Origin of the sequence: Enterococcus sp. DIV0703 (assembly GCF_051711065.1) — a bacterium.
Lineage (GTDB): Bacteria > Bacillota > Bacilli > Lactobacillales > Enterococcaceae > Enterococcus_B > Enterococcus_B hirae.
Map to the genome: position 1 here is coordinate 1942895 of NZ_JBIOLX010000001.1, position 26433 is coordinate 1969327.

Genomic DNA, 26433 nt, shown 5'->3' on the forward strand with positions numbered 1-26433 from the left:
CCTTTTATATTCGCTAAGTTTTATTATAGCAGATTTTTCATGCGAAAATAGATTGTCTGAAGAAGTTTATTCTTCGTTTTTCTTTAAGAATTTTGGGATATCTTTGCAAATATCGTCCAATGTTTCTTCTTTGATCGTAATATTCTTCGGTAAGGCCTGCAAGATCCGATTACTGTATTTCGCAGACAGTAATCGACGATCCAGAATCAATAAAACGCCTCGATCTTCTTCACCACGAATCAATCTTCCTAAGGCTTGTCTCAATTTTAAAGCAGCTTTAGGGATCGATTCTTGATAGAATGGGTTGATTCCTTCTGATTCAAGGTAGGTATTCCTTGCCTTCACCATCGGTCGTAACGGATTGTCAAAAGGTAAGCGGGTAACCACGACAATCTGTAAAGCATCCCCCGGTAAATCCACACCTTCCCAAAAACTATCAGCTCCAAATAAAACACTCATTTCAGACAGCATGAATCGTTTCAACAATTTCTGTCGGCTACCACCGATCCCTTGGGCTAAGATTTCCCGTCCTTGCTCTAACATGGATAAATGAATCGCCTGATAAACTTTTTGTAAAATATCATGTGACGTAAACAAAACCAAGATTGGCCGCTTTTCTTGTAAGATCAATTGAGACAACGTCTGAGACAAATAGTCCACGTATTGTTGCTGATCAACTTGACTAATTGACGGTGCTTCTTTGGGTACATAGATACGGGCTTGTTTTTCGTAATCATAAGGAGATGCGATCACTTTCAATGGTGTACCTTCAATTCCTAAACGTTTCGCAAGATACTGACGATTCGGTCCCACTTTAAGCGTGCCGCCAATATATAAAATATGCGTGTAGCGCGGATACCAAACTGTTCTTTTCAGTGAGGCTGCCTTGAAATCGTGAAGATGAAAAATCGTTTGTTGCGCCGTTTTGTTGGGAACAAACCAATGGATCAAATTTTCATGCCAATCTTCCAGCCACTGTTCCATCAAAGTTGCTTGCTTTTCCATTTGATCGAATAATTGATAAAGAGTGGCTAAATCAATGCGCATTTGTTTCGTCCAGCTTTCTTGAATGATTGTCAAACTTAAGCGCATTTGGTCTTGTAGTTGTTTGATTTCACGATAAAACACATGGAGATGGTCAATTGCAAGACTCGACTCAAATGGTAACTGCGAAAGCATTTCTTGAGTAACCATCATTTCTTCTGGATACTGACCGTTTGTTTGCTTTGCCGCAAATTGATTCAGTCCTTCTGCCAGAAAAATTTGCGCTTCGCTAAGTGCGTTTAACTCCTCTTGGTAAATCTCTAACCAACGTTGAACTTCGTGGTTTTCTGGTAAATACGCTTTGATCCGGTCAAACAAATGATCCGATTCGTTAAACTGTTGGATTTGTTTGAAAAAATACGCAATACTTAAGCGGCGATCATTGACTTTCTCTGCAATATCAGGCAAATGATGCGCCTCATCGATCAATAAATATGGACTCTCTGGTAACAATGGTCGCTTTCTTTGGGTTTCTTGGACTAAAAAGGCATGATTCACAATCAAAAAATTGCTTTGCTGGATCTTTCTCTCTAAAAAACGAACAAAATCTTGTGCATAAAACGGTTGATTTTTAGCTAAAAATGAAGTCCCCCGATGGGCAATCTCACTAAAGAGAAGATGATTCAAGTTGGTCAAATGCAATTCGTCTAAATCACCGGTTTTCGTTTGAGTCAACCAAACAAGGATTGCCATTTGGTAAAGTAAATATTGTTTTTGTTCTTTTGGCGCTTCAAGGGTCGCTTTGAACCTTTGCAAATCGATATAATGGCGATAACTTTTAATCACTGTTGCTTGAATCGGTTGATCCAACAATTGATTTAACAATGGGATATCTTTCTCCAAGATCTGTTGCTGGAGTACCAGTGAGACAGTACTGATGATCGCCGGCTTTTCAGGAGTGGCTAAATAGCTGAGTGGGAGTAGATACCCGATCGTTTTTCCCATTCCAGTAGCGGCTTCAATCATCAAATCTTTGGACTCATCTTTGGTAAAATGGTCGTATACTGCATTCATCAAGCGATTTTGTTCCTTGCGATACATCAATGTTTTCCCAAATATCTTTTCTTTAGCTTGTTTCTTTCTAGGATAAACTTGCTCGTTGTAATGAATGCTGGTATAAAGATCTACTTCTTTTTTTTGCAAAGCTAACCCATCAATTATCTCTAATTCTTCGTTTAACGGCTGAGGTTGTTCTCTCATCTCTTCCATCACACTTTGAATAAATCGACTTGTATCCATTCCTGTTTGCCCACTTAATGCATAAATGGCTTCTAATGTGACTAATGGTAAACGGCGCATCCGTTCTTCAATCAATAGAAGAAGTTGGGCAGTCACTTCGGCATCACTATCAGCTTGGTGTGGATTTTCATGAATAAAGCCTAGACTCTCTGACAGATCAGCCAATCGAAAGCTTGGCTCACTTGGCAAGAAGATTTGAGCTAATTCAACAGTATCGATGCCAGGAATCTTTAATCCCGGTGTTTGGCACCTTAATAGCTCCTGATTAAGAAAGTTATAATCAAAATAAATATTATGAGCAACAAAAATCGTATCCGCCAACAGATTATAGATGGTTGCGGCCACATCTTCAAAATAAGGTGCTTGTTGGACACGACGATTGGTAATTCCTGTCAGATGTTGGATTTGTTTGGAAATCTTGCGTCCGGGATTAATATCAATCGAAAAACGAGAAGTGATTCGACCACCTTCAATCATGACACATCCAAATTGGATAATGCGATCTTCTTTTGGATTTGTCCCAGTCGTTTCAATATCGACAACTGCATAAGTTTTTGATTTCAAATTTACTTCCTCTTCTCTTGCCTTTAAATGTTCTCTTGCGATTATACTACAATCACCAGAAAATTTCTTAATCTCTCTTTCTATTTATGAAAAAAACCTTTATATTATTGGTTCACTTTCTAAATCATCTGATCACCTTAACTACCGGCTGATTACTCAACTACCTATTGATGCAGAATCAATTCTACTTATCTGAAGAACGTATTTAACTTCGTGATTGATCCAAAACAAAAAAGCTCGACAACTACAATGTAGTTATCGAGCTTTTATTCAAATCAATTAATTAAGCTTTAACAACGTTAGTTGCTTGAGGGCCACGTTGACCTTCTTCAACGTCAAAGTTTACTGTTTGACCTTCTTCAAGAGTTTTGAATCCGTCGCCTTGGATAGCTGAGAAATGAACGAATACATCGTTACCGTTTTCTGCTGTAATGAATCCAAAACCTTTTTCTGAGTTAAACCATTTTACTGTACCTGTTTCCATAATAAAAATCCTCCTTGTGTTTCAACACATATTTTGCAATTACTTGAATGGTGTATATCTGGAAGATGTTTATTTGAAACATGCCACAGATTACCGAACAAAAACTACACTCTTAATATATCATATCGGTTACAAAATAGCCACTATTTTCCCTTCTTTTTTTCCTTTTCATCTGGTGTTTTCTGACAAAAACGAGAAAAAGAGGGATATCTCTGTATTCCGTCCTAACAAATATGGAATCGTTTCCTTATAATTCAGACTTTCTCTAACGATTTTTTTTGATAAGATTCCCCATAAGAACGATAGTTGATAGTAAAATAACACCAGTTGAATTGATTTCTTCTACTTTTTATTTTTTAACCATAAACAAGACTGAGGAAAAAATTTCCCCAGTCGTGCTCTTTCATTTCTTTATTCAAAATGCAAAATCTCATGGCACTCTATCAGTAACGAAGGATTGCTACTAAACTTTTCTCATCTGGTGCCTCTTTTTGTTCAAGAATGACTACTTGTCCTCCGTTCATGATGACATTATCTGCCAATTCATTTAAAACTTGACGGCGATCATACTCTGTTTCTGGATCTTCTCCAAATCCATCCACTAAGTTAGACGTAGCAATAAACAAGTGAGAAATTTTCCCTTCTTTAGCAGCTGGAACGATATCCACTAGTTGATCGATAAATTTTTTATCTAACAAACGATTATACCCTTCTGCTTCTTTCGCAGCTAATTCCTCAGAAAGTTTTTTAGCTCCTGCTTCGATTTCTTTTAACGATAATTGTGCAGGTGAGGCAGAGATCGCCACATCAGAACAATAGTACGGATTTTTAGCAATTTTTTTGAACATCGTTTGGTTTTCCGGTAACGCAAAGAGATAAATTGGGCGTTTTTCAGGATTGTCAAAGGTATCCTTAAGATAATCATCAACTGCTTGATAATAATTGACCCAGTCGATCTCTACTTCCTCATCTTTTGGATTGACACCATGAAACGTAGCTCCCTCACTACCATTTGAAGTATAGTTTAATCCGCCACCTGTTAACTCCGAACCTAAAGCAGTTACTACATCTTTCGGTGCATCTTCCGGTAATTTTACTTCAGTTACCTGCTTATTGTTTACTTCGTACAACTTCATTGAATCACGATTCAATCCTAGTAGATAATAAGTGTAGTTAAAGTGACTATTTTTGATAATCGCTAGAAGATATGGCAGATCACTCACATAATATTGGTCATCTACAGGAATACCTAAGCGATGGATATACGTATGTTCTGGAGATAAGATGACAGCCACGCTTGTTGTAGCGCTTCGCCAAAATGAAGCATCTTCTAACAAACTAGTGATTTTTTCTTGGAACAAGGACCAGTCATGTTCAGCATATTTTTTTTCAAACCGTTTTTTTGCTTCTTTCGCAAAATTTTTGAACTTGATTTGATCTTTTTCTACATCTTGATGTGCGACATGGGTGTTCAACATAATCGTGACGAATGGGCCTGTAGCACCTTCTGAAGTCAGCTGTGACAATAATTCTTTCGCCATTTTTGTCATAATCGTATCCCTCCTAAAAAAAGTCATTCCTTTACTATAAGTAAAGTCTACCACAACAAATTTTTTCGAGATAATAAAACGAATTTTAATAAAACGACTTATTTCTATTTTTGTTTTATTTAATTAATTTCATAATTATTTCATACTTTACTCAATCATTCCTTTCATTTCTTAAAAAGAAATTCAATTCTTTTTGCTACACTAAGAGAAAATAAATGAATGAGGTGATCACATGCACATATTCATGATCTTCAGTTTATTAACCCTAACTGCTGTTACTATTTTTGTTGCTTCTCGATTGAATGAGCCAGAAGTGCAACCGGTAAAAATTCGTAGCAAAGATCAAGAGAAGTAACCACTTTTCTCCTTTTTCTATAAATATCTTTTATTATGTTTTTATCAGAAATATTGAAACTACTCTATCTCTTTGATAAAATTTTAATTTATAGGAAAACTATTAGAAAACAAGGAGAAAATAAATGCCTCAAAAAAAATTACGATTGTTCATGTTATTAACAAGTTTGATCTTGTGCCTCACTGCGATTTTACCAATCACAGCAGTTCACGCTGACGAATCATTCAAAGTCAATGCAAAAGCCGCTTTTGCTGTTGATGCAGAGAATGGTAAGATCCTTTATGATCAAGATGGAGAAAAACCAATGGGAATTGCTTCAATCACCAAAATAATTGGTCTTTATATCGTTCTTGATCAAGTAAAAGAAGGAAAACTGACTTGGGATGAAAAAGTGCCAATTTCAGATTATGCTGAAAAATTGAGCGTTGTTCCTGACTTGTCAAATGTACCTTTACACAAAGAGAACAGCTATACGGTCAAAGAACTTTTTGATTCAGCCTTTATTCAATCTGCTAACGCCTCAATGGTAGCTTTAGCAGAAAAAATAGCTGGCAGTGAAACAAAGTTTCTTGAATTGATGAAAAAACAATTAAAAGATTGGGGTATTAACGACGCAACGATTGTGAACGCCTCTGGATTAAATAATTCCTATCTCGGTGAGAATCGTCCTGAAGGTACCTCGGAAACAGAAGAAAACCAAATGTCAGCCAAAGATGTTGCGATCGTTGCCAGACACTTGATCTTAGATTTCCCTGAGGTATTAAAAGTGACAAATACTACTAATGAAACGTTCGGCGAAGGGACTCAGTCTCCTGTCGAAATGGTGAATTGGAATTGGATGCTTTCTGGGTTTGTTAACTACAAAGAAGGCGTAGATGGCTTAAAAACTGGTACAACTGAATTTGCTGGTGCTTGTTTTGTTGGAACGATCAATAAAGATGGTAGACGAGTCATTACGGTTGTTTTAAATGCCGATGACCATGCTACAAATCCAAGTGCCCGCTTCAACGAAACCGGACGTTTAATGGATTACTGCTATGATAATTGGTCAATTAAAGAACTTGGAAAGTCCAATGCAAGTATTCCAGATTTAAAAAACTTAGCAGTGAAAGATGGCAAAGAAACTTCAGTAGCAGTTGCCTTAAAAAATCCTGTAAAAGTTTGGGTAAGAAATGGTATGGATACTGGTAAATTAAAAATTACTCCTACCCTTGATAAAAAAGTCGTAACGAATGATCAAGTAGCAGCCCCCGTCAATAAAGGTATGAAGGTAGGGACAGCAACGATTACCTTAGCCGATGATTCACTGGGCTATTTGGAAGACAATAAAGAACCAACCACAGATATTATTACTGCTAAATCAGTTGAAAAAGCAAATATCTTTGTGATTGGTTGGCGACATGTTACTGATTTTTTTAGTAATTTGTTCTAATCCAGCTAAAATACCAACAAGTAGAACGTAGAATTTTAAGTACACCTCTTAAGTCAGAATGTCATTGTCTAACTTAGGAGGTGTACTTTTATCTAACAATCCCTGCTACATGCCTCAAGTTTTCCTTTTTTTAGTTTTTAATTTTTCAGAACAGCTTTTTTCTCTAATTTTAGCTATAATAGTAAAGGTTGTGTCAATTTTATTGATTTTATCTTTCAATCAATCGTTTTTCAATCGTTTTTGCGTAAATTGGTATCAACCTAAACAAAACACGTTTTATTTCGTGTTCATTAAACGAAAGGAGTTAATTCTATGAATTTGACAAGAGACCTGACTTTCTTGGTTCTCTATGTTTTAGGGTTTACCGGTATTCTTTATTGGCGCCGTCGTCAAAGTGATCCTGCTCTGTTCTTTTATTGTGGATCTTGGACATTTATGATGATGGTCACTTACTTCATTGTTTTGGAAATTTTTTATTCCACCTTTTACTTTTTGATCCCACTTGTTTTTTTCAGTATTTTTGCATTCTCCTATTTTACTGAAAAACGCAAACTATTGAACGGGGTATTGTTCAATTTCTTTTTAATTAGTTTTGGCGGCTACTTAGTCACCTTGCTGCTTGAAACACAAAATATTTTTATTGGTGGTTTATTTGCAATAATTGCTATCCCCGTTTTGTTGATCTTGTTATTTGGCGTTTACATTTTGATCGTCTTTTTATTTTGGAACGGGTTATTAGTTTTAAAAAGAGAATCTCGCTCATTAGCCAATCTCTTAACTTTATTATTAGCAATCTTTTTGACGTTATATACTATATTTCAAATCTTCTTTATCCAATATTTCCCACAATGGTTCAATGTATTATTCACGGCTGTCCCATTGATTCTGTTTTATCTTTTTGTGGTTTTCTATAACTTTATAACCGTTTCTTTTTTGTATCAGTTCAACCGTCCACGATACAACCAAAATTACATTATCGTTTTAGGGGCTGGTCTACTCAATGGCGAAACGGTATCCCCTCTTTTAGCAAAAAGAATCGACAAAGCGATCGCCTTTTATTGGGCACAAAGTAAAGCAACCTTGAACCCGCCTATTCTATTGATGTCTGGTGGTCAAGGATCAGATGAAAAAGTGCCGGAAGCAATTGCGATGAAGCAATATGCTTTAGCTAAAGGCATTCCTGAGAGAGATATCTTGGTGGAAGCCAATTCAAAGACAACTTTAGAAAATATGCGTTTTTCTAAAGAACTCATGGATCAACAAACTGGTGGGCCATATCGAGCGATTTTCACTTCTAATAATTACCACATCTTCCGTGCAGGTCTTTATGCAAAGCAAGCTGGTTTAAAAGCGGATGGAATCGGAGCGAAAACTGCCTTTTACTACTTGCCGAATGCATTTTTGCGAGAATATATCGCCATCTTGGTTCTGCACAAAAAAAGACACTTGATCGTTGGTGGCTTAATCGTGCTATTTACCGTATTATTCGCAGCTTTGAGCATCTTTATTTAAATAAGGCATTTGGGTGCCCCCCAAATGCCTTTTACTTTTTGTAATCTTTCCTTTTGCAACAACTATTTTCGTGCTTTCGTTCTCCCCTTAGATCGCTCAGACTGTTTCTGACTTCCCATCATTGGCAGGAAAAGAATTCCCTTTTTCACTACTACTTTTTGTGCTGAATAAATTCCACTATTACCAGAACACATGAAGCTCACCAGACAGATCATAAAGAAATAACTGGCTGCTTGTCCACCGAACAATTCGATTCCCATAACAAAACAAGCAATGGGTGTATTTGTTGCTCCTGAAAAGACGCCAATGAATCCCAAGGCTGCTAAAAAAGGAATGGACACATGTAAGATTGGTGCTAGAGCAGCACCTAATGTCGCTCCGATTTCAAATAAAGGAGTTACCTCTCCACCTTGATAACCAGCACCTAAAGACAAGACAGTAAATCCAAGCTTTCCAAGAAAATCATAGAAATGGGCGGTACCATTAAAGGCATCAGTTAACAAAGGCAAACTGAGCCCCAAATATCTTTGGGTTTGCAATAAGAGCGCTGCGATGACGACCACAGCTCCGCCAATAAAATTACGTAGAACTGGACTAGCCATTCTTTTGGCATACCAAGTTTTCAAAAAAACAATCGAACGACTAAATACCCAACCAATAAGACCAAAAGCAATGCCTGCAACGAATAATTTAAAGAAAAGAGATACATCCCAATTTGGAATCGTCCCCATAGGGTAATGGATATGTTTCACCCCAAAGCTTTCAGTCACAAAGTTAGCAAACAGTGCTGCAAAAAAACTTGGAAATAAGGCTTCTGTTCTAACTTTTCCAATTGCTAAAACTTCTAACCCAAATAGTGTTCCAGCCAGAGGCGTACCAAAAACGGAACTAAAACCAGCACTGATCCCGCTGATCACCAATAACTCCCGTTCTACTTTATTTAACCGAAAGAGACGGGCTAAATTTTCTGCTAAAGCGCCTCCCATTTGCACAGCTGTTCCTTCTCGTCCGACAGAACCACCAAATAAATGGGTGGTAATCGTTCCAAATAACGTTAAAGGAATCAGGCGTAAAGGAATTTTTTCTTCCCCACCATTTCCTTGATCAATCACTAAGTTATTTCCTCTACCAGAATTTCCTCCGTACTTACTATATAAAAAAGCAAAAATTCCACCACTTACTGGTAAAAGAAACAACAACCAGGGTGAAGCAAGGCGTATATTAGTAACCCATGTTAAGCTATTGAGAAAAAAGGCTGATAAACTCCCCATAAAGATTCCCAATAACAATGTGATTAATAGCCACTTGACCATGTATACGACGACCCTAATTGGATCAGGTAATCGATTTTCCATCTCTTTTCCTCCTCAAAAAAAACGCCTACTAAAAAAAGGGGTATCCCGATTCTTAGTAGGCGTCATTAGTTATCTTAAGATTAACGTTTAAAGGCGAACACCATCACCTATTCACTTCATCAATTAAAATAGCATATATTTATGAAAAATACAATGAAATTATCCTTCTTTTTTTACAATCTCAGTAAATTCATAAAAAGGAGTCAATTGGACTAAATTGTGGTTACAATGCTCACTATCATGGCAAATATAGTTTCCTTTTTTCGTATAGGTGCCATCTGAATTCGATTTTGTTGTTGCTAAAAAGAGTGACACACTCGAAGTTTTTTTACAAATCGTACAAATCCCTTTCGTGATGGTCGGGGATAAAGTCCCGCGAATACCGTTTAACTTCCCTGATTCATCATAATAAACAAGAAATTTTTTCTGGGTACCAGGATCATTCCATCCAATATAGGTGTGTTCTCTTAAATCCAAATGATTCCAATCAGGTTGTTTTAGCTTTTTCACTTTTCGGAATAATTTTTCGATTTGAGCTTTCGAAGGTTGCTCAAAAGGTTGAACTGATTCTTTTAATTCTTCTAATAAGCATTCAGCAGTTTCTTTGGTCAAAGAAGTATCTAAGATGTTTTCTAAGAAAAGGTTCATCCTTTGTGAGGGTTCTACTAGTTCCTCTATTCTCTCCACAGCTAATGCTTGGACCGTTTCGATCGTTTTAGAATCGTTTACTGAATGATAGACTGATATTAATTGTTCGACTTCTCTTTTAATAAAATAATATTGATAAGGTTTAATTGTTTTTTCCATGACTTTGAGTCCTTTCTTCTTTCAAGTGAATGTACTTTGAAGAAAAGAACTTCAACAAAGTACGTTAGTTAAAGCTTTTCCACTCTTTTAAATAAGATCCATATGGCATCTTATCATCACCCCCTTTAAGTTTGTTTCAACAACTTGTTCTTGATACAAAGTAAACAGTAAAAATCATGGTTCGTCAATAAAAAAAAACCTGAGAAATTTTATGAAATTTCTCAGGAAGAATTCTTAATCACATCGTATTAAATCGATTGTTCTTTGCCGAAATATCTTTGCCATTTTTGTTTCATCGAAGCAGTCATCGGCTGTGCTGCTTCTTTCACAGCACAATATTTGTCGACAAACGTCACAATATAGCTTTCTTTATACTTAGGCGGTGCGATCGTAGCGCCCCACATATGTTTTAAGATGATATCACGCTCTAAATCGGATAGGTCAGTAATTTTTTCTGCATTTTTCACTGCGATCCTTGGATGGATATAAGCATGCGTTCCTTCATCAAATTTTGTTGTACGCCAATCATAGTAGAAAAGATCATGCAAAAGACCTGCACGTGCGGTTGCTTTTGCATTACCGCCCCATTTTTTGGCTAATTTATAACTATAATAAGAAACACTAAGAGAATGCTCTAATCGAGTGGAGTGGACATGTTGTGTATAATTGGCTAATTTCTTCACTGCATCTGTTGCTAATAGATCTTCTACATAAGACATATATTCTTCGTCTTCACGCCATTTTTCTGTCATAATTATTGATCTGCCACCTTTTTTGAATTTCATTTTCCTTTGAAATTGATCCTAGTATATCATTAGTGTTCGGAATATTCTAGTGAGGTTCCATCAAAATGTAGAAAGCTTAATAGTTCCTTAATCATAAAGAGAAATGGTAAAGTACGATGCCTGCTGCCACTCCTACATTTAATGATTCAGCATTTCCGCGAATCGGGATATAGATATTTTTATCCGTCAAGGAAAGAATTTCGGGCCGCACGCCTTGCCCTTCATTCCCCATGACAATTGCATACTTCTCAGGAACAGTTACCTGTTCTAATGAACGAGCATCCTCGTTCAATTCCGTTCCATAGATATTAAAATTGTGTTCCTTTAAAAGCGGGATCATTTGCTCAAGGTCTGTTTGAAGTATTGGTAGATGGTAATTGCTCCCCTGCATACTTCTTAACACTTTTGTACTATAAATATCAGCTGATCCTTTTCCTAAAACGACACCAGATAGTCCAAAAGCATCTGCCGTACGAATCATTGTTCCAACATTCCCAGGATCTTGGACATTATCTAACAATAACCATCCTCCAGTTAATTCGGGCATGTTTACTTTTTCGTAGAGCATAACGGCTAAGATACCTTGGGGTGTTGGCAAATCTGATACCACAGCCATGACTTCATTCGTTACCAAGGTACAAGGGATGTCTAAATGGTTTTTAAGCCACTCCTCCCACTCTTCTAACCCTTTTTCTGTGATTAAGATTTCTTTTACTTTGGCATGAGAAGCAACTGCCTCTTCAACCAAATGGAATCCTTCGAGTAGATACTCGCCTGTTTCTTCCCGATATTTTTTCTTATGTAGTTTTTTCAATTCTTTGATTCTTGGATTTTTTGCTGATTGGATTTCTTTCACATTTTTCACCTCACTTAATTATAGCATGAATTCGAACCTTGAACTTGTTACAACATCAAAAAATCGGTATCATTAATTTAAAAAGCAAGGAAAGAAAGGTGGATATGATGAAAAAAATCAAGATGAACGTTCAAGGACGTGTCCAAGGTGTTGGCTTTCGTTATATGACAAAAATCGTTGCCGATCAATTAGGGATCACAGGCACAGTTAAAAACGAAGAAGATGGTTCGGTGACAATCGAAGCATGTGGCGATGAGGAAACGATCAAAAGATTCATTGAAGAAGTAAAGGATTCTCCAAGTCCTAGTGGTCGCGTACAATACGTTGACTTGCAAGATAATCCGATGATGAAAGAACGAAAAAAATTTGATGTGATCGGCTAATTTACTGATTCTGAATGGACGAAACACGCAAAAGGTAGTTCTATTTACACTATGAGAAGGCTCACATGACTTTAAGAAAGTTTGACGATAAAGGACTTTTTTAAAGAAACAACGTGCCTTCTCTCTTCTAATCGTCCCTCACTCGTTTGATCGTTTTTGCTTCTGTTTAACCGATGGCTTTTCTCCCTTTCCTTTTTGTGGTTTGACAAATAACTTTTTTATTTTTTTAAGACCATATAGGTAGGAATCTATGAATTTTCTATAAAGTAGATTGAATTGTGTGTGCTTTTTTAGTATAGTTAATTTTGTGTAAAAATTATAAAAGAGGAAGTATTTTATGAATAAATGGAAAAATTGGGTATTGGGTTCTGGCCTTGTCACAGTCATGCTTTTCTTATCTGGTTGTGTTCGTCTGGATTCAAATGGTAACCCTGACACATCAGGTATCGTGTACCGAGTATTAGTCCATCCAATGGGACAAGCGATTACATATTTAGTGGAGAACTTCAACTGGTCCTATGGTTGGGCTGTTATTTTAATGACAGTCATCGTTCGTATCATCATTTTGCCATTAGGTATTAGTCAATCGAAAAAGACAATGATCCAATCTGAAAAAATGCAAGCATTGAAGCCGCAAGTCGAAGCCGCTCAACAAAAACTAAAAACGGCGACTACTCGTGAAGAACAAATGGCTGCACAAGCTGAAATGCAACAAGTTTATCGTGAAAACGGGTTAAGTATGACTGGCGGGATCGGCTGCTTGCCTCTCTTGATCCAAATGCCGATCTTTTCAGCCCTTTATTTCACAGCTCGTTATACAGAAGGCATTCGTGAATCCTCTTTCTATGGGATCGACTTAGGACACCCTAGTTTTGTATTAGTTGCGATTGCTGGTGCTGCTTATTTACTTCAAGGATATATTTCAACAATCGGTATCCCTGAAGAACAAAAGAAAACAATGCGTACGATGCTTATCGTTTCGCCTGCGATGATCGTCTTCATGTCGATCAGTGCGCCAGCTGGAGTCACACTTTATTGGGTAGTTGGTGGTATCTTTAGTTGTTTGCAAACCTTCATTACAAATGTCATCATGAAGCCTAAATTAAAAGCTCAAGTGGCAGAAGAGTTAAAACAAAATCCACCGAAGCAAGTCGTAACACCTCGTAAAGACGTGACAGAATCAGCTAAGCCAGCTGACAACAAACAAGCAACAAAACAAATCAAACAACCAAAAAAAAGTACAAACAACAAAGGCCGCAACGCAGGAAAGCAGCAGAAGCGGAAGTAGGTAGTAAAAATAAGAGTGTAATAAAACCACATTAATAGTTTTAGCAAATAAAAATATCGACCAAGACTCTTGAAAAAGAAATCTGGACGATATTTTTATTTGAGTGAATGTTTAATTTGAATCATCGATTGATCGCTATCTAATTGTAGCAGCATCTTTTTATGAAGAAACAACTTTTTCTTATCTATCAACTTAGGCGGGTATTGCTGTTTCTTCTAATAGTGTACTTAATTCTTTAATATTTCGTTTTCCTTCTTCTAACATCCAAATAATTTCTTCTTTTTCACCTTCGGTAACAAATGGTGTTACTCCTTTAGTACATGTTACTTGCACACATAAGATACCATTGAATGTTGAACCTGATTGTTTTGCAAATCGTAATGTATCTTGAAATAGCGTAGCACTTACTTCCGCACTAAAAAAATAAATGGTATTTCAGTCACTTTCGATTGTTCATAGTAATATGCGGAGATCTCCGCTTGACTATAACATATCTCTTTTCCATATCTTCCCCAAAAATTTCATGTTCACTGGTACTTCTACTTTCAATAAGTCCACTCGATAACGTTCTTTTGAAAATTCTCGCATAGTTTCAATAATTTTATGTGGTTTTACTTTTGAATAGTCAAGAGAAAATGGATCACCAATAGTTGCATTATAAGAAAGAATCTCTAAAAAGAAAGGTATACCTATGCCTTCAGCTTCGCATTCTGAACCAATCCGTTCTATTACTATTTGTTTTTTCACATTAATTTCTAATGGTTAATAAACGTCATGGTACAATAAAAATTTACAATCATTCGCACCAGCTTCTTTTAAGCTTTTCATCGACCTAATATTCAATAAATCAGGTAATCTTCCATGTATTTACGCATCATATCCGTTTTTATCATAAGCTAGCAGCAAGCCACATTCTTTCTCTCGAAGCGCTGCTGCAGGAAGGTCGTATTAAATAGCTGAGGCATAGGGAGTCAGGTACTGAGAAACCATCTGTTTAAATTGGATGATATCTTCTGATGTAGCTTCTTTATATTGGTTGATCATTTTTTTCAAAGCACCACGCTGGTCGATTGCTAACGCGCTAATAATTCCAGCTTCATCCGTCAATCGCTTCAAACATTCCTGTTTTTCTATACTCATTTTCTTCATATATCTTCACCTATTTCTTTAGTTAATATTGTGGCTATTTCTGTTTTTGATTTTGCTGCTCTCAACTGTTCTGTAACCTCTTTTCGCATCAATGATCGTGCAACGAGAGACAATAATTTCAAATGAGTCGTTCCTGCTTCTGAATCTGGGATAAATAACGCAAAAATAAAATCAACTGACTGTCTATCTAAACTGTTCCACTCAATCCCTTTGTTCAGTGTGACGATAATCAAACTAGGTTCGTTGATTGTTTGAGACTTCGCATGAGGGATAGCAAAACCTGACATTATTCCTGTAGTACCTTCTTTTTCTCTTTCTAGAAGTTTTTGATATACTTCTTTTTCGTCATGAGCGATTCCTAAACAGAATGTTTGCTTTGCTAAAAACTTAAATGCTTCTTCTTGACTATCTAATGGCTGTTGTAAAAAAATGTTCTCTTCATGAATGATTGTCATGATAAGCCTCCTGCTCTTCCTTCTTCGATAACTGTACGATTTGCTGCTTTATTATCCATCTTCTTGTCTTCATCAGTTACTCTTTTCTTTTGGATCAAACCTAGTATCACTCCACCAACGATCGAACCAATAAGAATCGCTGTAATCCATTGGATTTTTCCCGTCACTACAGGTAACACTAAAAAACCGCCATGTGGGGCTGGTACTTGGACACCAAACAGATAGGTCAAGACAGCAGCAATTGATGAGCCTAACATCATCGTTGGTAATACTCGGATCGGGTCTTTCGCAGCAAACGGAATAGCTCCCTCCGTAATATGAGTTGACCCTAAAATAAAATTAACCAAACCTGCATTACGATCATTAGTATCAAAATATTTACCAAACAATAAAGTTGCAAAACCAGTAATCAACGGTGGTGCAATGCAAGCTGCTGACACGCCAGCCATAAAAATCGTGTTTCCTTGTGCCAAAAGAGCTGTACCTGTTACATATGCCGCCTTATTAATCGGTCCTCCCATATCAATCGCACACATGCAACCAACAATCACGCCAAGAACAAGTGGATTCGAATGTTCAAATCCAGCTAAAAAGCTCATCATTCCTTCATTTATAGCCTTCATTGGACCCGCCAACAAAGACATCACGATGCCAATAAACGCTACACCAATAACTGGATATAAGAAGATTGCCTTCAAGCCATCTAGTTGTTTAGGTAAAATTGTCAGTAGCTTTTGCAAAAATAAGATAAAATAACATGCTAAGAACCCAGCTAAAATACCTCCTAAAAATCCAGTACCGCCATTCATGGCCACGATTCCACCAACAAATCCAACGACTAACCCTGGACGTTTCGTGATTCCTTCTGCAATATAAGCTGCTAAAACTGGAACCATCATCCCCATTGCTGCATCGCCAACCGTTTTTAACATCGCCGCTGTAGCATTGTATTGTGCATGGTCTGGATCAAAAGAATAGATTCCCCAAACGGCAAATGAAATAGCAATCAATACTCCGCCAGCTACCACGAAAGGCAACATATGAGAGACGCCATTCATCAAATTTTTATAGATGCTGCGACCAAAATTAGCACCACTTATCGTTTCTGATTCTAAAGTATCAACAGCTTCATTATCTGCTAAGATGGCCCCTTTTCCTGCCAATGCCTCGTCAATCAGCCGTTGTGCATCTTTGATTCCTGTACTGACAGAAACATCAATGACTCGTTTTCCCGCAAATCTTTCTGAATGGACATCTTTGTCTGCGGTAATAATGACAGCATCTGCCTGTTTGATTTCTTCAGCCGTTAATTCATTCTCGATCCCAATTTGTCCATGGGTCTCCACTTTGATCGTGATGCCTTTTTTCCTAGCTGCTTGCTCTAATGCCTCTTGCACCATGTAGGTGTGCGCAATTCCTGTCGGACAACCGGTTGCTGCAATTAGTTGATATTTTCCCATCTTTTGAACCTCTCTTCCTTGATTTTGATTTGTTTACTTAATCCCTCCACATCCAAAAAATCAGTCAGTCCTTTACGAAAAGCAGTAGAGCTGCCTGCTGCTATGCTTTTACGTAACGTTTCATCAAGCGGTCGTCGATTCATGTATCCTGCTAAAAAAGTGCCTAACATGGCATTACCTGCACATGCTGTATTGACGACTTTTCCTTTTGGCGAGTTTCCCCGAATCCCCCTGTCTTTCGTAAAAAGAATCGCTCCTTTCTCCCCGAGGGATAACAAAACATTTTCTGCACCTGACTCTACTAGTCGTTGTCCATAAACAAAGTAATCTTCATCTGTAACCATTTTTCGTCCGAACCAAGAAGAAAGTTCTTCCTCGTTCGGTTTCAGCAAAAATGGTCGATAGGGCAAACAATCCATGACCTCTTGATCACTACTATCAATAATCAAATGAATCCCCTTTTCCTGACAAATCCGACTGATTTCTACTAAAACCTTTGGAGACATTCCTCTTGGTAAACTCCCAGAAACACAAAGATAATCCTCTGCTTGTAATGCTCTTATTTGATTTAAAAAATTATGGACAGCTGCCTGCGGTATTTCAGGTCCTTGATTCACTAATTTGTATTCTTCTCTCGTTTAATTGACTTGTGTAAATACATTGATACGCGTCATACCAGGCACTTCAATAAACTCTGTTTGGATTTGTTTCTTCTGTAAATAGTCTTCTATATATTTTCCTGTGAAACCAGCAGAAAAACCTAATGCCGTACTTGGGAAATCTAGCATCTTTAATACTAGTGACACATTCACCCCTTTTCCGTTTGCCTGAATGTCATCCTCTTTTGTGCGGTTTACCATAAAAGGACGCATCTCCTCTGTTTCAATAAATAGATCAATTGCCAAATTCATCGTGCATGTGTAGATAGACATAACCAATGACCTCCTTGACTCTATTATGAAATACGCGAAAGAGAAAATGTTTTCTTAATCGTTTCAACACAAAGAAAACCCTTACATTTATAAACACCTCGTGCTATTTTTTAACTAACTTTTGGTGAAAGAAGGAAAGAATATGGATCACAAATTAAGTGAAACAGAACAGTACCTCTGGAACTTTATCGAACACCACATCCTAGAGATCCCTAACTACTCCATCGTAAAACTAAGTGAACAAGCAAATGTCTCAACAGCCACCATTGTGCGGACAATGAAGAAGAAAGGCTATGAAGGATTTACTTCATTTAAGCACCATCTAAAAGAAGGAGAAAACAAGAACATCAATTTTCTTTCTTAGATAAAGTAGACAAAGGTATCCGTCGAGCCATTCTAAAAAATGAACAAGAAGTGGTACGTACAATCAATATGTTGGAAATCGGGAACATTGAAGATGCAATACAAAGAATCAAATTTGCTAACCGGTTTTTTTTCTTTGCACGAGGATTTTCAGAAATGATTGGTCAAGAAATGCTGGTAAAACTTCAATTAACAGGAAAAAATTGTCAAATGCATACTGATCCAGAGCTTATCAAAAGCATCAGTCGGAAACTAACTAAGAAAGACAGCGTTATTTTTGTTTCTTTGAACGGCGAGACAAAAGAACTCGTCACCGCCGCAAAGAATTGCTATGATGCAGAGATTGGTTCGATTTTAGTTACAGACAATCATTCTTCTACACTCAAAGATTATTGCGAGATAAATCTCATAGGTTTCAAATCAGAAGGTTCGTATTTCCCTGATTATGAAGTACGTTCACGCTTGCCTCTCCAGATCATCGCGAGAATTCTGCTTGATGCCTATGTATTGCGTATGGGGGAGAATTGAGGGTATTTGATTTGCGGTTGATAACGATTGCTAGAAAAACTGTAAAAAATGCTTTACGTATTTCGATACTATAATTTATTAGTCTCATTTCCCATTTTAGATAAAAGTTATATATACTTTAGCATGACTAGAAATACTACAAAATAAATCAACAAATGGAATAATAAAAAATCTGGAACAGAAGCTTACGCATCCTGTTCCAGATTAGGGTTGATGAAAATTCGCATTTTTCAATTCTTATAAGCTATTTAAATCACTTTCTTATTGAACAAAGTTCCAATTATCAACTTACTTGTAAAAACTATTTTTTCCTTAATAAATCAAGGAACGGATTTGCCTTAAATAGAGTAGTAGTCATTAAATAAATAGGCAAAGCAATAACAAACTGTATAACATTAGTCAAAATACTACTTGATAAATTGCTTGTTAAATAACGTGTTACTATACACATAAGCATTCCGCCTAGCAAAAAGATTCCAATTTTACGATATTCGAATTTAAAATCTGTACTTTTTAGAAAAGATCTGGTTCTTACGAAAGTTACAAAGCATTCTGCTAAAATATTCGAAAAAACTACCCCAAAAAAACCAATAGTTGGTAACAATATTAAATTGGCTATGATATTGATGATGGCACCAACAATTACTGATTTGTTATATTCCTTGACGTGCCCTATCGGCATTAAATATTGTCTGGAAATTGACATACCTAACGGAATAATTACTATTAGAGCTGAAAAATAAGGAATAACATTATTGATGTATATAAATTTTTCTCCAAAAAACCACGGCACTAATTTGTCATAAACAGTTAACATACCAAACATAATAGGTATTGAAAAATATAATTGTAAATGTATAGTTTTCTCCATCATTCGAACGATTCTAGTCACATTTTCTTTTGCAAAAAAGCCAGTCATATGAGGTAATAACACTAAGTCTAACGTAGTAATAATGGTTATGAAAACAGTATTCAATTGTAATGAGTTAGTGAAATAGCCCACTGCAATACTCCCCAAACTAAACCCTAAAAGGGTTTTATTTAAGTTTGTATATAATATAACGGCTATCTGTGGTATAAAATATTCAAGCGAACCCTTTAAATGATAGAAGCTATCTCTTACACTTACTTTTACAGGGTGAATATACTTAGGAATAAACAGCCAAACACTTATTTGTGAACATACTAATCCTAACGCTTGAATTAGTGTATATTTTAATGCATCTCCTTCATTTTTAATAAAGAAAACAATTAAAGTAAACGTAACAATTTGTACCAATAAATTAGAGATACTTGTTTTTTTAAAATCTTCAATCCCCATAAAAAACCACGAAACATCAAAAAATACGGCTATAATCATCAAGGATTGAATCAATAAATAAATTTTATTTTCTAAAAAGAAAGTTAAAGCAAAATAAAACATAAGAACAACAATAGTTGTCATTGCTTTAAATATCAGTATTTCCCAAAATACTTTTGATAATTCTTCTTTATTTCTGTTAAGTGTTAAAGTAATTTCTCTATTTCCATAAATAGCAACACCTAATCCTGCAATTAAAACAAAATATTGAGCAATTGACAAAGTATAATTATAAATACCAATTCCACTTGGCCCTAACGCATTCGATACTATTGGAATAGTAATTATAGGAATAATGATTTTAGTAACTTGAAACAAGCTCTGATAAAAAAAATTTCTAGCTATATTTTTCATAGTTTAATCCCGTCTAAAAATATCTCTCGTATAAACTTTTTCTTTTACTTCAGCTAAAGCTGGCTCCATACGATTTGACACAATCACATCTGACATATTCTTGAATTCTTCAAAGTCTTTAACCACTTTAGAATGAAAGAAATCTTCCGCATCTAATGTTGGTTCATAAACAACTACTTTGATTCCTTTTGCTTTGATCCGTTTCATAACACCTTGAATTGATGAATAACGGAAATTATCTGAATTAGCTTTCATCGTTAAACGGTAGATTCCTACAGTTTTAGGTTTTTTCGCTAAAATTTGTTCTGCAATAAAATCTTTTCTTGTCGTATTTGCATCTACAATTGCACTGATGATATTGCTTGGAACATTTTCATAGTTTGCTCTTAGCTGCTTTGTATCTTTAGGTAAACAATATCCTCCATAACCAAATGAGGGATTATTGTAGTGAGAGCCAATTCGAGGATCTAACCCTACACCTTCAATGATTTGTTTTGTGTTCAATCCTCGAGATTCAGCATAAGTATCTAACTCATTAAAGTATGCAACGCGTAAAGCAAGATAAGTGTTTGAAAACAACTTGATTGCTTCCGCTTCAGTAGGATGTGTCAACAGAACTGGTACATCTTTATCTAAAGCGTTGCGTTCAAACATATCCGCTATTTCTTGCCCTCTATCAGAGCACTCTCCTACAACAATTCGAGAAGGATGTAAGTTATCATACAATGCCTTTCCTTCTCTTAAAAATTCTGGGGAAAAAATAATATTTTCTGTTTTAAATTTTGCTTTTAATTCTAATGTATATCCTACAGGAACAGTGGACTTAATAATAAAGGTTGCATCTGGTCGAACGATCAGGGCTTTTTCAATAACATCTTCAACTGTGGAAGTATTAAAGTAATTTTTCTTTTCATCGTAATCCGTTGGTGTAGCAATGATCAAGTAATCACCAAAAAGTACAGCTTCATCGAAATATTTAGTAAATTCCACATTTAAATCATCCCGTTCGAGAAACTCATGAACTTCTTTATCCTCTAAAGGTGATTGTCTGTTCCGTAGCATATCGATCTTTTCCTCAACAATATCATATGCTTTTACATTTTCGTGTTGGCTAAGTAATAACGCGTTGGCTAAGCCAACGTAACCGAGACCAAAAATTGAGATATTCATATAAATATCCTCCTACTTTTTCATAATATAAACTAGAGCTTAATATCAGTATTAGATATGCTTTCTTGGGCAATTAAAAACCAAAGCATAAACTGCGAAACTCCTGGTCCAAAAGGATAAGCATACTCAAATAAACTGACAAAAATACTAAATAATAGCAACCACGATGAAAATTCATTACTACTTTTTTTTATAAATATTTTTCTAATGAGAAAACAGTAATAAAAAATAAATGGCATCGCAAAAATAGCACCTAATTGAACTAGTTTATATAAAATAAAGTTATGTGGTTTTATCGACAAATTATAAGTATGCATAGCATTAATATTTCCAAAAAGAAAGTTTTCTCTTATAAAATTTAAAGCATTAGTATATCCAGATATTCTTCCGGCTGATAACGAGTTTAAATCTGATAAATCATAATTCGTAAAAAGAGAAGTATTAATATACTCAATAATAAACTTTCCCCACAAAAAATAACCAGAAGTAAGAATAAAAAAAAGTATAGAAAAGAATACTAATACTTTCCTTAAAGAATAGTTATTAATTTTAAATTTTTTCAAGGTTTTAATACAGATAAATAATATTATACCCAAAATTCCTGTTCGATTTCGTATAGCAATCAGGGTGCTGCCAAGAATAATCAATAAAATTAAATTAATAATTCTATAAAAATGATTATTTGTTTTCCTTTCTAAAAAGGAAATATATCCAATGACGAATGCGCCACCTATCAAGGGACCTATTTGATTTTTAGAAGGTACAGTATATAACTGACTAATACTAAAACCTCCGTTATAATAAAAAACAACTGATAAGGATAAAATGGTAACTATAAGCACATAGAAATTTAAAAATTTTTGTTTTTCTTTGGTATTTAAAATATAGCTTGAAGAAGTAATCATAATACCTAATGGAATTGAAATTTCTAAAACTAAATAATCTTTTTCTTGTTGGAATGGCACAAAAGCTAATAGTAATAGTGAGTATATAAATAACAAAAATGTATATCTAAAAAAAATATTTTCCATTAATTTTTTTCCGTTATTTATTAACCCAATCATTATACCAATTAAAATAATAAAATATAACATTATTCTTATATAAAAATAGTACGATTCATATACAACTGGTAATTGTTGGAATACAATAACAATAATTAATAAATAAAAATAATATTTTAAAATTTTTTGATTTAAAATATGGATTCCTCCTTGAATTATCTAAGATTTTATGCTTTTTTTAGCAATTTCACTATATTTAAAATGATGAGCAAATTCTGCTGCATTTTTTAGCATATCTATATACATATCTTGATTATTGTATACTTTTAAAAGCGCTTTTTGTATATTTTTATTAGAGGTATCTTCTAAAAAAAATACGTTATCTTTATCTTTTATATGCGTGGTACCTTTCCAATATTTCACAATCATAGGTTTACCTATTGCAGCTGTTATTTCCCAATACACAGAATGTCTTCCTGGAAAAATAACTAGATTACTATTATAAATTGCTTGGTAAGCATCCCGATTATTAAGCCATCCACCATAGACTACACTGAAATTATCAACATTTTTGTTAAACCTTTCCTTTAAGTTAATAGAAACACTTCCATATACGATTAAAATAATATTCTCTTCTATTGACTTAATTACTTCCATTAATTGTAAAACCTCTAATTTAGCCTCATCTATTTTTCCAATAGTAACTATTACAAATTTATCTGTATCAACAGGTACACTTGTCTGAGGGTATATTCTAATTGTCTTATTCTTTACTTCTTCTATTAACTCATCATCGCCTCCCATTAAAAGAAGCTCTACTTTTCTTTTAGGAATATTGTATATATCAGTTAAAAAATCAACTCTAGATGGTAATACACCATAAAATTTTTCTGTATACTGATTAATTAACTGCGCTTTTCTTTTCCAAATCTTTTTATGAAGAATTTCTAAGGATAGCCAATTAGTTGCACTATTTGAAAAATCTGCATGATTGTCAACAAAAATTTTTACATTAGGATTTTTCATTTTATATTTAATTATTGGTTTGATTGTGCTAAATTGACAGCCATGTAAAAATATTATATCTGGCTTAAATTGCTCAATAATACTGAAATAATTTTTATAAATCCGTAATTTCTTTATAATACTCCAATTATTTATATAATTTATTCTATTAACCCATATACCATTTTCATTTTTGTATCTTGACTCATTGCCAAAGTACGCCGCTTCCCCATTTTTATCAAATGTCTGAAGAGAAGCTATTATTTCTACTTGGTGGCCATTAACTTTATGATATTTGGGGAGTAAGTTTTCTTGGTATGAATAATTATCAATATAAAATGCAGCTAAACAAACATGTAATATTCTCACTTTTCATATTCTCCAATTTCTTCTAATTTATCTATAAAATCTATGGGATCTAAATATTCTTTTGCTACTTTTTTAATATCGTTTATGGGATAATCGAACCACTTAGATTTTTGTAGTCTGGTTACTTCAAAATCATTAAATCTTGACTTAATCTTTTTTGCAGGGTTTCCTGCAACAATAGTATAAGGTTGAACGTCATGGGTAACGATTGATCCCATTCCAATAATTGCTCCATCACCAATTATAACGCCAGGTTTAATTAAAACATTTGTTCCAATCCAAACATCATTACCAATAATTACTTCTTTTTCATAGCTAAATACTTCATAATTTGAAAAATTCTCTTTAAATATATTCTTTTCACCGAAAAATACCGGCGAAGTAGATATCTTATTGGTAATATGATTAGGCACACCGATTTCACATCTAGATCCTATAGAGCAAAATTTTCCAATCTTACAATTCAAAATTTTTGAATACTCTCCTACATAAGAATATTCTTCAATATTAGAAAAATAAATTTTTGTCTTTTTTGATATTTTTGTCTTTTTTGAAAGATTTGATTTAAATATAATTGCGCTAAGAGAATTCTTTCTTATTATATTATTTAGGACCAAAGCGACTAGCCAATAAAGCTTACTCATTTTTATACCTCGATTTTACGTATTAGTTATTTCTCATTTCATATATCTTTGCATCTACTAAAACTCGATACCAATAAGCTTGAAAAAAAGCATACAAAAAGCCAACATATCCGTCTAAAAATCCTAATCTAAATATATATCGATACATAAAGTAAGCAGTTGTCCTAAACAGGCTTGGCAATCGATAATAAAGTCCATACTTTAAAAATCTTCGAACCTTAGCTGGCGTATCCAAAGATTTATAATCATCCCCCCCACTTTGTTCTAAATTGTAAAGATAGTCTTTCGCAGCTCTACTTGCATACCAATTATGCTTGTTAATCCAGAATGTTAAATCTTTGAAATCTTCATGTTTCGAAATATTTTTCATTTCAACTGATATACCTTCTGTAAGAATAATTTGTTCATCCATTTCTCGTTCTTCCATAAAAGCTTTTCCAGTTTTAAAAATACACAATTTCTTAAATGGATAGGTGCCCCCATGCTTCAATTTTTTTCCCAAAAAACTTACTTCTAGAGGGAAAATTATACCATTAATATCTGTATCTTTATTTTTCTCACTTAAATCAGCAATTTCATTTAGTGATTCAGTAGTCAGTCGTTCATCCGCATCTAGTCTAAAAATCCATTTTGTAGATATATCTAAATTAGTAATCGCCCATTGAAACTGTGCACCATAATTAACAAATTTATGTTGTACAAATTCTGTCTTATATTGCCTTGCTATATTTTCAGTTGAATCCTCACTAAAGCTATCAACTACAATAACTCTTTGAAATCTGTTTTTTAAAGATTCTAAACACTCTGCTAGATTTGATTGTTCATTTTTAGTTAAAATTATTACAGTCATATCTATTTTTTTCATTTACCCCACACCACTCTATTCACATAGTCTGTATATGAAAGGATGATACGCACTACTTTTTCCGAAACATTTGGCATTGAATAATCTGCGACGTGTCGCAAAGTATCTTTTTGCTGTGTTTCCAATACTTCCAGTCCTTGCATAATTCTTTCTTTTTCTAGTCCTACCATCATGACACTTGCTTCTTCCATTGCTTCTGGTCGTTCATGTGCTTGACGGATATTCAATGCTTTGAAGTTCAAAATGGAAGATTCTTCGCTGATCGTTCCGCTGTCGCTTAGTACAGCTTTTGCATTGATTTGCAATTTATTGTAATCATTGAATCCCATCGGTTTCATTGTTTGGATCAGCTCGTGGAATTTGATTCCTTTTGCTTCGATCATTTTCATTGTCCGCGGATGCGTACTGATGATGATTGGCAATTGGTAAGTTTCAGCGATTGTATTCAAGCTATCTACCAAGTGTAAGAAATTTGTTTCTGAGCTGATATTTTCTTCGCGGTGAGCAGAAACGACAAAATATTGTCCTTCTTTCAACTCTAAGCGATTAAGGATATCGGAATGTTGGATGTCCTTTTTTCTTGAATTGAGAACTTCAAACATCGGACTTCCTGTTTTGATTACACGATCAGCTGGTAATCCTTCACGTAAGAGATATTCTCTCGCGATATCGCTATAGGTTAGATTGATATCCGCTGTATGATCAACGATCTTACGATTTGTTTCTTCCGGTACTCGTTGATCGAAACAGCGATTTCCTGCCTCCATATGGAAAATAGGAATATGGCGACGTTTGGCGGCAATTGCACATAAACAGCTATTTGTATCCCCTAATACTAAGAATGCATCTGGTTTTACTTCTTCCAAAATTGGATCGATCTTGATCAAAATATTTCCAACTGTTTCAATAGCTGTGCCAGTTGCTGCATTTAGAAAATAATCGGGTTTCTTTAGCTTGAAGTCTTCGAAGAATACTTCATTTAATTCATAGTCATAGTTTTGTCCAGTGTGTACTAAAATATGTTCGATTGCTTCTGATTGATCCAAACGATTGATAACAGCAGACAAACGAATGATTTCTGGTCGCGTTCCTACTACTGTCATCACTTTTAATTTTTTCAT

Annotated in this window: 21 protein-coding genes, 3 pseudogenes and 1 riboswitch; of the genes and pseudogenes, 6 read left to right on the forward strand and 18 right to left on the reverse strand. The window is 34.9% G+C overall.

The genetic code is table 11. The features are described from left to right. Nucleotides 1–66: 66 nt before the first annotated feature. The 3 genes from IGK81_RS08865 to IGK81_RS08875 form a co-directional block, all read right to left on the reverse strand. Nucleotides 67–2847 (reverse strand): helicase C-terminal domain-containing protein, encoded by a 2781-nt coding sequence (locus tag IGK81_RS08865; protein WP_431393262.1) that lies wholly within the window; start codon nucleotides 2845–2847, stop codon nucleotides 67–69. Nucleotides 2848–3130: 283 nt separating this feature from the next. Beyond that, complete coding sequence (locus tag IGK81_RS08870; RefSeq protein WP_005875554.1) at nucleotides 3131–3331, reverse strand: cold-shock protein; 201 nt, start codon at nucleotides 3329–3331, stop codon at nucleotides 3131–3133. Nucleotides 3332–3774: 443 nt separating this feature from the next. Further along, a complete protein-coding gene (locus IGK81_RS08875) occupies nucleotides 3775–4881 on the reverse strand; it encodes a baeRF6 domain-containing protein (protein WP_034700873.1) in 1107 nt (368 codons plus the stop codon). 232 nt (nucleotides 4882–5113) lie between these two features. Here IGK81_RS08875 and IGK81_RS08880 point away from each other — a divergent pair, with 232 nt between their 5' ends. From IGK81_RS08880 to IGK81_RS08890, 3 genes are all read left to right on the forward strand, one after another. After that, a complete protein-coding gene (locus IGK81_RS08880) occupies nucleotides 5114–5236 on the forward strand; it encodes a hypothetical protein (RefSeq protein ID WP_010718502.1) in 123 nt (40 codons plus the stop codon). A 124-nt stretch (nucleotides 5237–5360) separates the two neighbouring features. Beyond that, nucleotides 5361–6668, forward strand: a complete 1308-nt coding sequence (locus IGK81_RS08885) for a serine hydrolase (RefSeq protein ID WP_034700875.1) — start codon at nucleotides 5361–5363, stop codon at nucleotides 6666–6668. Between the two features lie 312 nt (nucleotides 6669–6980). Further along, nucleotides 6981–8180, forward strand: coding sequence for a YdcF family protein (locus IGK81_RS08890; protein WP_010718504.1), 1200 nt, complete (start codon nucleotides 6981–6983; stop codon nucleotides 8178–8180). Nucleotides 8181–8242: 62 nt separating this feature from the next. Here IGK81_RS08890 and IGK81_RS08895 read toward each other — a convergent pair whose 3' ends face one another. The 4 genes from IGK81_RS08895 to IGK81_RS08910 all read right to left on the reverse strand — a co-directional run bounded on the left by IGK81_RS08895 (nucleotide 8243) and on the right by IGK81_RS08910 (nucleotide 11983). Then, nucleotides 8243–9535 carry a voltage-gated chloride channel family protein gene (locus IGK81_RS08895; RefSeq protein ID WP_034700879.1) on the reverse strand — a complete coding sequence of 431 codons (1293 nt, stop codon included), beginning with the start codon at nucleotides 9533–9535 and terminating at the stop codon, nucleotides 8243–8245. Between the two features lie 49 nt (nucleotides 9536–9584). Further along, a riboswitch (Fluoride riboswitch) is annotated at nucleotides 9585–9652 on the reverse strand. A 42-nt stretch (nucleotides 9653–9694) separates the two neighbouring features. Further along, on the reverse strand, nucleotides 9695–10342 hold the full coding sequence (locus IGK81_RS08900) for a FusB/FusC family EF-G-binding protein (protein WP_034700881.1): 648 nt from the start codon (nucleotides 10340–10342) through the stop codon (nucleotides 9695–9697). 248 nt (nucleotides 10343–10590) lie between these two features. After that, nucleotides 10591–11094, reverse strand: a complete 504-nt coding sequence (locus tag IGK81_RS08905) for an HD domain-containing protein (protein ID WP_010737939.1) — start codon at nucleotides 11092–11094, stop codon at nucleotides 10591–10593. Nucleotides 11095–11218: 124 nt separating this feature from the next. After that, nucleotides 11219–11983 (reverse strand): TrmH family RNA methyltransferase, encoded by a 765-nt coding sequence (locus IGK81_RS08910; RefSeq protein WP_034700883.1) that lies wholly within the window; start codon nucleotides 11981–11983, stop codon nucleotides 11219–11221. A gap of 107 nt (nucleotides 11984–12090) precedes the next feature. Here IGK81_RS08910 and IGK81_RS08915 point away from each other — a divergent pair, with 107 nt between their 5' ends. Both IGK81_RS08915 and yidC read left to right on the forward strand, forming a co-directional pair. Next, nucleotides 12091–12366, forward strand: coding sequence for an acylphosphatase (locus IGK81_RS08915; protein WP_034700885.1), 276 nt, complete (start codon nucleotides 12091–12093; stop codon nucleotides 12364–12366). A 337-nt stretch (nucleotides 12367–12703) separates the two neighbouring features. After that, nucleotides 12704–13654, forward strand: coding sequence for a membrane protein insertase YidC (gene yidC / locus IGK81_RS08920; RefSeq protein ID WP_034700887.1), 951 nt, complete (start codon nucleotides 12704–12706; stop codon nucleotides 13652–13654). 192 nt (nucleotides 13655–13846) lie between these two features. On the opposite strand, the pseudogene IGK81_RS08925 reads toward yidC, so the two are convergent. From IGK81_RS08925 to pfkB, 4 genes and pseudogenes are all read right to left on the reverse strand, one after another. Further along, nucleotides 13847–14803 (reverse strand): annotated as a pseudogene (locus IGK81_RS08925) (tagatose 1,6-diphosphate aldolase). After that, nucleotides 14800–15258: a fructose PTS transporter subunit IIA gene (locus tag IGK81_RS08930; RefSeq protein WP_002314721.1), complete on the reverse strand. Its 459-nt coding sequence runs from the start codon at nucleotides 15256–15258 to the stop codon at nucleotides 14800–14802. Before IGK81_RS08930 ends, IGK81_RS08925 begins: the two are co-directional and overlap by 4 nt. Next, on the reverse strand, nucleotides 15255–16718 hold the full coding sequence (locus IGK81_RS08935) for a PTS fructose transporter subunit IIC (RefSeq protein WP_034700893.1): 1464 nt from the start codon (nucleotides 16716–16718) through the stop codon (nucleotides 15255–15257). Before IGK81_RS08935 ends, IGK81_RS08930 begins: the two co-directional genes overlap by 4 nt. Beyond that, nucleotides 16700–17650 (reverse strand): annotated as a pseudogene (gene pfkB, locus IGK81_RS08940) (1-phosphofructokinase). The gene IGK81_RS08935 and the pseudogene pfkB overlap by 19 nt, the downstream one beginning before the upstream one ends. Nucleotides 17651–17792: 142 nt before the next feature. Between pfkB and IGK81_RS08945 the strand changes: the two are divergent. Beyond that, nucleotides 17793–18541, forward strand: a pseudogene (locus IGK81_RS08945) (MurR/RpiR family transcriptional regulator). 301 nt (nucleotides 18542–18842) lie between these two features. On the opposite strand, the gene IGK81_RS08950 reads toward IGK81_RS08945, so the two are convergent. The 7 genes from IGK81_RS08950 to wecB form a co-directional block, all read right to left on the reverse strand. Next, nucleotides 18843–20255: an oligosaccharide flippase family protein gene (locus IGK81_RS08950; RefSeq protein WP_034700895.1), complete on the reverse strand. Its 1413-nt coding sequence runs from the start codon at nucleotides 20253–20255 to the stop codon at nucleotides 18843–18845. A 3-nt stretch (nucleotides 20256–20258) separates the two neighbouring features. Further along, nucleotides 20259–21425, reverse strand: a complete 1167-nt coding sequence (locus IGK81_RS08955) for a nucleotide sugar dehydrogenase (protein ID WP_034700897.1) — start codon at nucleotides 21423–21425, stop codon at nucleotides 20259–20261. 32 nt (nucleotides 21426–21457) lie between these two features. Then, a complete protein-coding gene (locus IGK81_RS08960) occupies nucleotides 21458–22456 on the reverse strand; it encodes a hypothetical protein (protein ID WP_051641789.1) in 999 nt (332 codons plus the stop codon). Nucleotides 22457–22648: 192 nt separating this feature from the next. Next, nucleotides 22649–23803 (reverse strand): hypothetical protein, encoded by a 1155-nt coding sequence (locus IGK81_RS08965; RefSeq protein ID WP_034700900.1) that lies wholly within the window; start codon nucleotides 23801–23803, stop codon nucleotides 22649–22651. Next, nucleotides 23800–24447, reverse strand: a complete 648-nt coding sequence (locus IGK81_RS08970; protein WP_051641790.1) for a CatB-related O-acetyltransferase — start codon at nucleotides 24445–24447, stop codon at nucleotides 23800–23802. The genes IGK81_RS08965 and IGK81_RS08970 overlap by 4 nt, the downstream gene beginning before the upstream one ends. A 22-nt stretch (nucleotides 24448–24469) precedes the next feature. Then, the gene (locus tag IGK81_RS08975; protein ID WP_010724861.1) at nucleotides 24470–25312 is read right to left on the reverse strand and encodes a glycosyltransferase family 2 protein; all 843 of its coding nucleotides are present in this window, start codon (nucleotides 25310–25312) and stop codon (nucleotides 24470–24472) included. Then, nucleotides 25309–26433 carry a non-hydrolyzing UDP-N-acetylglucosamine 2-epimerase gene (gene wecB, locus IGK81_RS08980; RefSeq protein ID WP_034700906.1) on the reverse strand — a complete coding sequence of 375 codons (1125 nt, stop codon included), beginning with the start codon at nucleotides 26431–26433 and terminating at the stop codon, nucleotides 25309–25311. The genes IGK81_RS08975 and wecB overlap by 4 nt, the downstream gene beginning before the upstream one ends.

Bases quoted from the DNA above. Each gene is read 5' to 3' on its own strand.
- IGK81_RS08870 (WP_005875554.1), bottom strand. From the start codon at position 3,331: ATGGAAACAGGTACAGTAAAATGGTTTAACTCAGAAAAAGGTTTTGGA.
- IGK81_RS08875 (WP_034700873.1), bottom strand. From the start codon at position 4,881: ATGACAAAAATGGCGAAAGAATTATTGTCACAGCTGACTTCAGAAGGT.
- IGK81_RS08880 (WP_010718502.1), top strand. From the start codon at position 5,114: ATGCACATATTCATGATCTTCAGTTTATTAACCCTAACTGCTGTTACT.
- IGK81_RS08885 (WP_034700875.1), top strand. From the start codon at position 5,361: ATGCCTCAAAAAAAATTACGATTGTTCATGTTATTAACAAGTTTGATC.
- IGK81_RS08890 (WP_010718504.1), top strand. From the start codon at position 6,981: ATGAATTTGACAAGAGACCTGACTTTCTTGGTTCTCTATGTTTTAGGG.
- IGK81_RS08895 (WP_034700879.1), bottom strand. From the start codon at position 9,535: ATGGAAAATCGATTACCTGATCCAATTAGGGTCGTCGTATACATGGTC.
- IGK81_RS08900 (WP_034700881.1), bottom strand. From the start codon at position 10,342: ATGGAAAAAACAATTAAACCTTATCAATATTATTTTATTAAAAGAGAA.
- IGK81_RS08905 (WP_010737939.1), bottom strand. From the start codon at position 11,094: ATGACAGAAAAATGGCGTGAAGACGAAGAATATATGTCTTATGTAGAA.
- IGK81_RS08915 (WP_034700885.1), top strand. From the start codon at position 12,091: ATGAAAAAAATCAAGATGAACGTTCAAGGACGTGTCCAAGGTGTTGGC.
- yidC (WP_034700887.1), top strand. From the start codon at position 12,704: ATGAATAAATGGAAAAATTGGGTATTGGGTTCTGGCCTTGTCACAGTC.
- IGK81_RS08930 (WP_002314721.1), bottom strand. From the start codon at position 15,258: ATGACAATCATTCATGAAGAGAACATTTTTTTACAACAGCCATTAGAT.
- IGK81_RS08935 (WP_034700893.1), bottom strand. From the start codon at position 16,718: ATGGGAAAATATCAACTAATTGCAGCAACCGGTTGTCCGACAGGAATT.
- IGK81_RS08950 (WP_034700895.1), bottom strand. From the start codon at position 20,255: ATGAAAAATATAGCTAGAAATTTTTTTTATCAGAGCTTGTTTCAAGTT.
- IGK81_RS08955 (WP_034700897.1), bottom strand. From the start codon at position 21,425: ATGAATATCTCAATTTTTGGTCTCGGTTACGTTGGCTTAGCCAACGCG.
- IGK81_RS08960 (WP_051641789.1), bottom strand. From the start codon at position 22,456: ATGGAAAATATTTTTTTTAGATATACATTTTTGTTATTTATATACTCA.
- IGK81_RS08970 (WP_051641790.1), bottom strand. From the start codon at position 24,447: ATGAGTAAGCTTTATTGGCTAGTCGCTTTGGTCCTAAATAATATAATA.
- IGK81_RS08975 (WP_010724861.1), bottom strand. From the start codon at position 25,312: ATGAAAAAAATAGATATGACTGTAATAATTTTAACTAAAAATGAACAA.
- wecB (WP_034700906.1), bottom strand. From the start codon at position 26,433: ATGAAAAAATTAAAAGTGATGACAGTAGTAGGAACGCGACCAGAAATC.